Origin of the sequence: Occallatibacter sp. (assembly GCF_036502485.1) — a bacterium.
In the GTDB taxonomy this organism is placed as follows: Bacteria; Acidobacteriota; Terriglobia; order Terriglobales; family Acidobacteriaceae; genus Telmatobacter.
The window spans coordinates 17,238-27,577 of sequence record NZ_DASXYM010000013.1; the positions used below are offsets into that span (position 1 = coordinate 17,238).

8 protein-coding genes are annotated in these 10,340 nt (G+C 58.9%); 4 read left to right on the forward strand and 4 right to left on the reverse strand.

Annotated features, from left to right (window positions below; genetic code table 11):
* Window positions 1-14: 14 nt before the first annotated feature.
* Window positions 15-1,502 (forward strand): hypothetical protein, encoded by a 1,488-nt coding sequence (locus VGL22_RS02450; RefSeq protein ID WP_465265289.1) that lies wholly within the window; start codon window positions 15-17, stop codon window positions 1,500-1,502.
* A gap of 89 nt (window positions 1,503-1,591) precedes the next feature.
* On the forward strand, window positions 1,592-2,227 hold the full coding sequence (locus tag VGL22_RS02455; RefSeq protein WP_465265290.1) for a hypothetical protein: 636 nt from the start codon (window positions 1,592-1,594) through the stop codon (window positions 2,225-2,227).
* Here VGL22_RS02455 and VGL22_RS02460 read toward each other — a convergent pair.
* The 4 genes from VGL22_RS02460 to VGL22_RS02475 all read right to left on the reverse strand — a co-directional run bounded on the left by VGL22_RS02460 (window position 2,133) and on the right by VGL22_RS02475 (window position 9,084).
* Window positions 2,133-3,068, reverse strand: coding sequence for a WecB/TagA/CpsF family glycosyltransferase (locus tag VGL22_RS02460; RefSeq protein WP_465265291.1), 936 nt, complete (start codon window positions 3,066-3,068; stop codon window positions 2,133-2,135). The genes VGL22_RS02455 and VGL22_RS02460 overlap by 95 nt on opposite strands.
* Before the next feature lie 229 nt (window positions 3,069-3,297).
* A complete protein-coding gene (locus VGL22_RS02465) occupies window positions 3,298-4,572 on the reverse strand; it encodes an MFS transporter (protein WP_465265292.1) in 1,275 nt (424 codons plus the stop codon).
* A complete protein-coding gene (locus VGL22_RS02470) occupies window positions 4,572-5,621 on the reverse strand; it encodes an HPr kinase/phosphorylase (protein WP_465265293.1) in 1,050 nt (349 codons plus the stop codon). Before VGL22_RS02470 ends, VGL22_RS02465 begins: the two co-directional genes overlap by 1 nt.
* Before the next feature lie 16 nt (window positions 5,622-5,637).
* A complete protein-coding gene (locus tag VGL22_RS02475; RefSeq protein ID WP_465265294.1) occupies window positions 5,638-9,084 on the reverse strand; it encodes a TonB-dependent receptor domain-containing protein in 3,447 nt (1,148 codons plus the stop codon).
* A 307-nt stretch (window positions 9,085-9,391) separates the two neighbouring features.
* Between VGL22_RS02475 and VGL22_RS02480 the strand changes: the two genes are divergently transcribed.
* A complete protein-coding gene (locus VGL22_RS02480; protein WP_465265295.1) occupies window positions 9,392-9,733 on the forward strand; it encodes a PadR family transcriptional regulator in 342 nt (113 codons plus the stop codon).
* Between the two features lie 10 nt (window positions 9,734-9,743).
* Window positions 9,744-10,340 (forward strand): permease prefix domain 1-containing protein (locus tag VGL22_RS02485; protein WP_465265296.1); only part of this gene is annotated, 597 nt, incomplete at its 3' end.

A 10,340-nucleotide genomic window follows, 5' to 3' on the forward strand; every position in this document is an offset into this window, starting at 1 on the left:
GCAATGGTGCGAAATTGAGTGCAAACAAAACGTTGCGGGTGGTACATGGGCTCGCGGTTGTTGTGCTGTGCAGCGCATTTGCAGGTCCGGCTCAGGTTCCTTCGCCCGACGTCCAGGAACAGATGCGCCGGCTCAACGCAGCCGTGAATCGCGTTCAGGCTCAAATTGATCAGTCGCAGCGCGAACTGGCAGAACTCAAAAATCAACTCTCAGCCATGCAAGGGGGCGGCACCCTTCCGGAAGCGGTGGAGAACGATCAACCAGGCGCCGGCGCGGCGGAACTGCAGGCCGCAGTGTCTGGGCTGCGAGAAACACAATCTGTCCACGAGGCGCAGCTGGCAACCATTGAGCAGATCAAGGTTGAAAGCGAATCCAAGTATCCGCTGACCGTGAGCGGGATGATTTTAATGACTGGCATCAGCAGTACGCAGGCGGTGGATGGGTCGCAAAGCCCCGTGATTGCGGTGCACGGACCCGGATCAACCTCGGCCACCATTCGCCAGACGATTCTGGGGATCGATGCCCGCGGTCCCCATCTTTTGGGAGCAGTCAGCCATGCCGACGCCCACTTCGATTTCTGGGGGAACACGGGCGCCTCTGGCTACAATTCCGATCTCGGCCTGTTCCGTATGCGAACCGCTCACGCTCAACTGGATTGGGCACACTCCACCCTCTTCTTCTCGCTTGACCGCCCGCTCATGAGTCCGGATGCGCCGACATCGCTCACGGCGGTTGCCGTTCCCGCTCTGGCATGGTCGGGAACTCTCTGGGCCTGGAATCCGCAGATGGGGGCGTCGCACGACTTCTTCACCCAGCGTCGATTGAACCTGCGTGGGCAGGCGGCTTTGATTGATGTCGCTGATCCGGCTCCAATTTATCCGTCCTCCGCGTCGGGGAGCTATTCTCCACCCAGCACGACAGACCAGTCACGCTGGCCAGGTGTGCAGGCTCGTCTGTCGGTGATCGATACCGACAACGAAGGAGGCGCGCACATCGGTTTCAGCGGCTATTTCGCGCCGCATCGGCTGCCGCAACCGAGGCGCTTCGACTCGTGGGCGGGCGTCGTCGACTTCGACCTGCCCGTCACCCGGATGGGCCGCTTTACCGGAAGCGCTTACACCGGGCAAGCCTTGGGAGGCCTTGGCGAAGGCGCCTTCAAAGATTACGTCGCCCAAACCTATCACGGCGAATGGTATTTCCGCGCGCTGGATGACATGGGAGGCTGGCTGCAGTGGAAGCAGAAGCCGAGCCAGCGGCTCGAGTTCAACGAGGCGTTCGGAATTGACAACGTTCCCGCACATCAGATCCGGCCGTATACCGCGACGAATGCAGACAGCTACTACAATCTGGCGCGCAACCGCACGTTCACGGCCAATGTGATTTACAGTCCCAGCGCGTATCTACTGTTCTCGCTCGAATACCGCCGCATTGCATCCTCGTTCGTCAATTCGCCGACTGAGTTCAGCGACATCATCGGCTTGGGCGCGGGGTACAAATTTTGACCTCGCCGATGCGCAGGAATCTGCTGCGGAGATCGATATGCCCCGCCCTCGTTTTGCTTCCGCTGCTCGCCCGTGCGCAGTCGAGTGAGATGTCCCGCGAGTTCCATGCCCGAATCGAACTGCCCTCTTCCATGTCCACGAAAGGTCATCACCCGGCAGCGGTTGTGTGGCTGGAGCCTGTAGACAAAAAATCCGATCTCCCGCCGCCTGCCCCCGGTCATTTCACCCTTCTCCAAAAGAACAGGATGTTCTCGCCGCATCTGCTGGTGGTGCCAGTCGGAAGCTTGGTGAGCTTTCCCAATGCCGACCCCTTCTTTCATAATGTGTTTTCGCTCTTCAATGGCAGGCGATTCGACTTGGGACTCTATGAAGCTGGCACTTCAAAGGAAGTGACCTTCTCGCGCGAAGGCGTATCGTACATCTTCTGCAACATCCATCCTGAGATGAGCGCGGTCATTCTTTCACTCGCGACACCGCTGTATGGCGTAGCCGATCCGTCGGAGCGCGTTACGATCCCAGGCGTGCGCCCCGGTGAATATGCGCTTCATGTGTGGGTGGAAGGAGTTATGCAGCCCGCGCTCGATCGCATCACAAGGCAAGTAAGGATCGAGGGCGGCGGCTCTAATCTTGTTACCATCGACGCAACCAGCGCGCCGCGGGAGCCTGCGGAGCATCTGAATAAGTTTGGTCAGCCCTACCCTCGCAAGGCGAGCCCGCCCTATTGATGCTGCGCGGTAGCGGGTACCGTCTAAGCCCGGTGAGTTGGAACGCAAAGTACCAAAGAAAAAGCATATTGTGCAGATTGCGCCGCCACAGCCGCCTCGGATCCTGCATGAGCCTGTGAAGCCAGTTGAATCCGGCGCGCTTTATCCATAGAGGGCACTCGCGAATGCGCCCTGTGTGAAAATCGAAGGCTGCCCCCACGCCGGACATCAATCCCGCATTCATGCGCGGCAGCATGTGCCTCATCCATAACTCCTGGCGAGGCGTGCTGATGCCCACCCAGATAAAGTCCGGATGGAGTGAGTTGATGTGCGCTGCAACCTCCCGTTCTTCGTCCTCTGTGAGATTGCGAAACGGCGGCGTGTAGCTGCCGGCAATCCTGATCCAGGGGAACTGGCAAAGCATGGATGAGGCGAGTTCCGCCGCCACCCCCGGCTTTCCGCCATAGAAAAAATGCGATCTGGAAGCGAACTCGCGTCGGCTGAAGATCTCCTTCATGAGTGCCGGCCCCGTCACATGATCCATCTGCCTAAATCCCTGAAGGCGACCAATCCATACCGTCGGTGCACCATCGGGAGTGTTGAGGATGGACTGAGCATAAGTCTCGGCGAGTTCCGGGATTCGCAGCGCTTCGAGAATCCCGTGTACGCCGACAGCGCACACGAAGCCCTTGCGGCCGCTCGTCAGATGCGCGTTGATAATCGCCAGCGAGCCTTGGATATCAACCGCATCGACAGCAACTCCCAGGATTCTGGCGCACCTGAGTTTGTCGCCGCCGTTCGCGACGGAGGTGATCTCACCGCCGTTTCGCAAGTCAACCGGGAGTTGCGCGAGATCTCGCATTCAGGCCTCCTCGCGGGCCGAGGCCACGATCCGAACACCGTAACGGGTCACGCCCGGCGTGCGAGGAACAACAGGCGCCACAGCGAACATGGCCAGCGGATCAGCCCCGTTGCCAAGCATGTTACAAGCCGCGTTCTTGAGGTGAGCTCTCATAGGCGAAGGGTTCAGACGAAAGGTTCCTTCTGTTGTCACGCTATCCATTTAGCCGGACACGGGTGTCATGACTCGGTCAGCCGATTGTCATGGGTTTGTCTGCCATCGGCTCTGCACTGGTCGCGTGTTCCGGGACTCTAAGAAACAGCAGAGCTGCCAGGATCGCAAACGCGGCATTCCCAATCAGCACTGGGCGATACCCAAATTGGACGATGCAAAGCCCGGTCAACGCCTGCGTCGCAGCCTGACAGATCGCGCCGCTCAGGTTCTGCACGGCGGAGGCGGTGCTTCGCTCAACTTCCGGAATGCGATTCATCAGCAGGTTGTAGATGCCCGGCCCACTCATGAACTGCATGGCGTTGTAAGCGAGATAGAAAGTAATGGCCGCAGGGACCATTGCGGTCTTTCCAATCAGTACAAGAAATAAGGCAGTCCCCACCTGAGCGATGACTATGCCTTTGATCAAGCCTGACCGGCGGAAGAGAATTGGCGCACCAAGCACCGCGGCAAACTGCGCCAGCTGCGATCCGGAGAACACCGCGCCAACTCTTCCCAGCGGAATGTGCAACACCTGCTGCAGGTAGATTGCACCGAACGCTGGAAAGGATCCGGTAACTACATTCCAAACCACGAATGGAGGCAGAAATCGAAGCAGGAACGGATGAAGTAACCGTGTGCTACGCTGCCCGCCGGGCAGCCGCTCCTGTAGACGAAGCCTCCAGAGCGGCCACGCTCCCGCCAGAATTATTCCGCACGCCATAAACAGAACAATGCGAATCCCGCCCACGATTGATATGTGCATTTTCCCGGAGTACAGCAGTTCAGGGATGTAGCCTCCCAGTAGTCCGGCGAATGTGCCCATGCCAATGCCTGTGGCGAACATGATGCTGAAGCCAAAGGTTCTGTTGCGCTCCTCAGTGAGCAATGCCACAGTCGGTGAAAAGCAGATCGGCCAGCAGCACAGCGCCACGCCGGTCGCGAACGAGAGGCCGATCTGAGCGGGTCCCCAGAGGATCAGGACGCGCAATGCGCAGATGAGGGGCGCACAGATAACCGTAAACAGAAGCAACGGCCGCAGGCCATGGCGGCGCGCGAGCAGCATGGCCGGCACGGTGCCGGCCACGTTCCCAAACGTGAGAGAAGCTGTGATGTTCCCCACCGCGCGCTCGTCGAAATGCAAATCAGTGAGATAAAGGTTGAACAGGAAGAAGAAGAGCCCGATTCCGAGATCGAAGAAGAAAGCCGCTGCGTAGAACCTCCAAAAGCAGGGGCTGAAGCGCTGACGCTCACCCTTGATGCGCAACAGATGTCCTTCGTCCTCTCTGGTTTGAACGACGATTATGGCCGCCATTAAATACCCTTTTGAGCAAGCAGCTCCAGCCGCTCCACTGCCCAATCGATATCGTTGTAACGCAATTCCAATGCGCCCAGCCGAAGCAGATGATCGATGGCCGCCTGCGAGAGCTCTGCGCCCGCCATGCACTGCACGCGCTGCATCATGCAGAGCCGCGCCACCGCTGTCGGAAACACAGCAAGCTCCTGCTTCGGTACATTGCGCTTCAGGAATACGATGTGCTTGATCGTGGCTGTGCTCGAGGTCGCAATGCGGGAGATTTCGCCCGTGTCCATCTCCATAGAAGGCTTGCCGATCCCGGCCCGCTCCATGACTCTACGGCCTCGCAGTTCTGGAAACAGCTCTGTCGCTGCGGGACGAAATCGCACCTGCTTGCAATTGCCGGCAACCAGCCTGTCCTCGCGGTCGTGCACAAGATAACTCCCGTCATCTGTGACGAATGTCCAGCCGGCTCGGGCGCAGGCATACGAGAGAGTCGTCTTCCCCGCGCCGGAGTCGCCACAGAGCAGGACCCCCGACCCATCGAGCGACACGCAAGCCGCATGAATTCCCGTCGCATACCGCGATGCAATCCCGCACATCGCGCTGGACTCAAGGAAGAAGTAGCGGAAGTAGTCTCGGTGCGAAAGGGCCGCAGTGGTGATCCATATCAATGAATACCCCAGCGAGCGGTCGCTTATGGCGAAGTTCTCACCGTCGGCGATATTGGTCGTCAGGTGATCGCGCACCCGGCACACCGGGATCGGCGGACACACATGCGATTCGCTCCCTGTAACCCCTACGGTCAACTGCACCGGGCCCGTAGGGAAAATCTTTTGGAATGATCCCCAGCTTTCGCTCGCAGCATCCAGCACCTCAGTGGAATTCGTCGAGACCGTCACCGGGAAACCCAGTGGATAATAGGTCTCTCGCAAAGGCAGACTGATCCGTGCCAGCGTCGGATCCCCAAACTCCACGGGCTGTTCTTTGAGCCACGCGTACTTCAGCTCCTCCGTCGTCAACAAGTCGCGTGACCGCGCTGGCAGCGTCTGCAGCGAACTGCTCATTAGATTCCTCCAGCTACTAGAACTGATACTTCAACGCAACTTGGATGATGCGCGGGTTATTTGATTTGCCGGTGATCTTTCCGAATGCCGAGCCAGAGTTCACCATATTGATCGGGTTCGCAAAATTGGGAGTGTTCGTCAGGTTGAAGAATTCTCCACGAAGATGGATGCTGTGCGATTCCGCGATGGGAATGGTGCGCTCCACGGCCAGGTCGATATTGCGCTGTCCGGGCCCGCGAACAATCCCCACCCCGCTGTTGCCGAAGTCCGTATCGTCCGAGCTGGTTCCATTTGGTGCCTCGGGCGCGTTGGTGAATGCGTCCGCATTGAGATACGTTCCAAGCACCCGCGAGTGCATCGACCCGGATGTCGCGATACGCTTGCCGCTCAGTTGGGCGCGATTCTCAAATGGATAGTTCCCATAGACCGCGCCCGCCGCGAAATCGAGAATCGTGATCGGCGTTCCGGACTGCGCCACCAGAATTCCAGACGCTAGCCAGTGCGAGATCAACACACGCATGAAACCCGACGAGGTGCGAGCGCCCGGGATGTCATAGGTGAAGCTGAATACCGCGCGATGTGTGCGATCGAAGTCTGTCGGACCGTAGCTCTGCCGCGGGTTGCGCTGGTCATTCGTCAGCAGCCAGAGCTCAAACACCTGGTTGCCGGATGATCCGCTCGTCTGGTCGAGCGTTCTTGAGTACGTGTAGCTCCCCAGGAACTGCAGCCCGTTGCTCAGTCTCTTTGTAACGCTGGCCTGCAATCCGTTGTAATTCGAGTCATAGGACGTCCGGCATTCCAGCGAACCTGGGGCCACGCCCTGATACGGCGCACGCTGTACTACATTTCCAACGCTGTTCGCGGTCTCACCATAGACCGGTGCACCGGGGCTGGCGAGCAGCGATTGATTGAACTCCGCACAGCCGGCTACGTGAATCGACCTCGTGCCCACATAACCCGCTTCGAAAAACGTGTTCCATCCGCTGCCAACCTGTACGTTGAGGTTGTACTCTTCCGTGTACGGATCGACCATCGTTCTCGATAAGCCCTCCACCGTTGCTCCGCCTCCCGGAGTTCTTGGTATGAAAATCGGATAGCTCGACGCCGCCGGCAGCAGCGGAGCGAACGGTGCTTGCAGGCTCGCTCCTCCGTTCTGCGAGCCTGAAATGAACTGAAAAGTTGAGAACGGGGGCTGGCCCACGAGATTCTCAGCGAGTCCGCCCGACAGCCGATCAAAATAAAGGCCGTACCCGCCCCGAACCACAACGTCAGGATGTGCGCCCAGCTGATATGCAAATCCGAGGCGCGGCGAAACATTGGTGTACCGCGTGGGCCAGAGCCCCTTCATACCGGAATGTGTTACGCCGACCGGTGCTGTGCCTTCAAAGTTGGAGGACACTACGAACCCGCTGAAGGTACCCGTATCCGGCGCGGTCAGCGTCGCAATGGTCGGGTCGAATGTGACGAGCCGGCCACGAACCTCCGACGGGGGCGCAAACACCTCGTAGCGAATGCCCGCATTCACAGTCAGCGAAGGCGTCAGCTTCACGTCATCCTGCACAAACACCGCGAAGTCCTTGTACCGTTCGTCCTTGCGGAACAGCCCTGAACTGCCTCCGCTGGAAGTCACGTTGCTGATGCCGCTCAGGCTGCCGTTCTGCTCCGCGCTCTGTCCAAGCAAAAAGTCGCTGAAGGTCCTGATGTCCAGCAGCCCGCTCGACGAGAAAGGCGCGTCCACCATGATCTGGTGCGCCTTTCCTTCGGCGCCAAATCGGAGAAAGTGCCTGCCCTGCGCAAGCGCGAGCATGTCCTGCGCAATATAAGTGTTGGTGCGTTGCTGTTGTGACGGCGTGCCCGCATCACCCACGGTGAACAGCCCGTCCACCGTAATGCCTGGCGCCGGTATTCCCGCTCCCGCCAAGCCCGTAGGGCTCTGGGTGCCAAGGTCCGATGCCAGGATGGGGCCTTCAACAGCCGATATTCCATCAAACCGCATGTACCCTAAGCGCGCGACGTTCACGAGTCTTGCACTCACCACCTGTGTATCCGACGCAACCACCATCACGTTCTTGTCCATTTCGTGGGTGCCCCATCCGGGCACATTGGCGGCATTCGGAGAAAATGGCTCCACGGTAGGCGCGCGTGAATAGAACAGGCGCGCCGCCGCGGAGTTCCTGGCAGAGAATGTATGGTCGATATTCCCTGTGTATTGGTCTTCGTTGTATGTAGCGGGTATCGCGTAGGTAGACTCGCCAATTGGCATTTGCCCGGGATCGCTGGTGAGCAGGGTTTGTGGGCTTGGCACGGCGAATTGCCCATTCGGCAGCTTGAAGTTCAAGAGATTCAGCGCCACAGGATTCACATTGGATCCGTCGCATTTCAACTGCTTCGACTCAGGGCCGCCGGCAAACGTTGGATAAGCGCAGAACTGCGCGCCCAGTGTGGCTGCGCTGCGGTCCGCGGTCAACTGAGGAAGGAAGGTAGTCACTTCTGTTCCCAGTCCATTCGTCGAGCGCAATCCTTGGTAGGCCGCAAAGAAAAACAATCTGTCGCGCAGGATCGGGCCGCCTATCGCGGCGCCGAATTGGTTCTGCTTCAAAACGGGCCGTGGCTGGCCATTCAGCTTGGAGAAAAAATCATTCGCATTCAACAAGTCATTGCGAAGAAACTCCCAGGCACTTCCGTGGAACCGATTGCTTCCGGTCTTGCTGATCACATCGACGTTTGCGCCGGTTCCCCGGCCATAGGTCGCATCGTAGTTGCCGGTCTGCACCTTGAACTCTTCAATTGTGTCCGGAGCGGGTACTGCCACGCCCACTTCTTCCCCATCCGAAGCCGCAGAGTTCTGGGCCAGGTTATTCGCATCCACGCCATTGAATTGGATATTGTTCGCAGTCGTCTTTCCGCCGTTCGCAGTCACGTCTTGCGTGCCGCGGCCCAGCATCGTCGCATCCGGCAAGCCCACGACAACTCCCGGCGAGAGCGACAGAATCTGGGTGAAGTTTCTGTTTGACAGCGGCAGTGCTTGAATGGCCTCATCGTTTACAGCCCGGCCCAGTGTCGAACTTTCGGTCGAAAGCACCTGTTCGTTATCTCTGACCTCCACTGATGCATTGGCGCTCGCCACGTTCAGCCTGAATTCGACTGACACTGTCTCGCCGACCACCACCGCGATGCTCTGCGATCGGCTCTCAGCAAAACCCGCCGTCGTGACGGTCGCAACGTACTTGCCCGGAGCAAGCAGCGGCACTTCGAAGGATCCGGTGCCGTCACTCCACACCGTCCGCATTGAGTGCGTAGCCTGCTGCTCAACCGTGACGCTGGCATGTGCCACAGCGTGCTCCGCAGGATCAAGCACAACTCCATGAATTCCGCCTGTGCCTGGGCTCTGTGCCCAGCCGGCGCCATTCAGAAGCAACATGCTGCACAATACCGGCAGCCCCGTACACATCCTCAATCTCATCAGGTATGCTCCTGTTCCGGACTTCACTAGCCCGGAGCATACGTACGGGGCAGTGGCGATTTGTCAGGGACATGTCTTTCATTTGTCACTTCGCCTTTGTCACGCGCACGTGACTCACACGGCGAACTTTGAGCTGACGGTGGATTCGCGGAGAGTGGAGCCGCCGCGCGGCGGTTGGTCCGCTAAAGCTGCACCTGAGTTCATCCCGTAAACACGAGATTGAGAATGGGTAGCGGCTCACCTATTGCGTTCCCATAGGGGGGCGCGTAAACTCATATCTATTGGTGTCCAATAGGAGACTCTGTTGATGGGCGATAGACCGGATGTATGGCAGGGAACGTTAGCTCTTATGGTGTTGCGCACTCTGGAGACGATGGGGACTCAACACGGGTACGGGCTGGCCCGACGCATTGAGCAAACCAGCGGAGACCTGCTTGTCCTCAACTATGGCACGCTTTATCCGGCACTCCTGAAGCTTGAACAGGAGGGTTATATCCGCTCGAAATGGGGCATTTCCGACAACAACCGTCGCGCAAAGTTTTACGAGCTGACGAAGGCCGGCCAGCGACGCTTGCGCAAAGCTAGCGAAGAATGGCAGCAGACAACGCAGATTGTGGCGCGATTCCTCGAAGACACTGGCAAAGGCTGACGGAGTACCGATGAACAAGCTACGAGCATTCTGGATCCGAGTGATCAACACGGTGCGCGGGGTCGAAGGCGTCGACTTCGCCGAGGAGCTCGAGGCTCACGTCGCCATGGACACGGAGCGCGGCATGCGCGAAGGGCTGTCTCCTCAAGAAGCACGCAGGCAGGCGCTGATTCGTTGCGGCGGTATGGCACAGGCGCACGACGCGTATGGGGAGCGACGGAGCCTGCCATGGCTTGAGTCCCTCCTGCGCGATGTTCGCTACAGCATGCGTTCCCTCTGGCGACATCGCCTGGTGACCGCGATTTCGATTCTCTCAATCGGCCTCGGCATTGGGTCGAACGCAACCATCTTTTCTCTCGTTAGCCGATTTGTGCTCAGGCCGGCGCCGGTCGGCGATCCCGCCACGTTGCTGTCGCTGCACATCATGCACGAGGGCGATCGCTGCTGCAATCCGTATTCCTGGCCCGGGTTCTCCGATGTGCGCTCCCAGGCAACAGTATTCTCTGACCTTGCAGCGTACTTCGATCTGATTCCGGCATCGATCAGCGGAGGCTCGGAGCCGGAGCGCGTGTGGGGCCAGGGTGTGACCCCCAACTTCTTCCGTGTG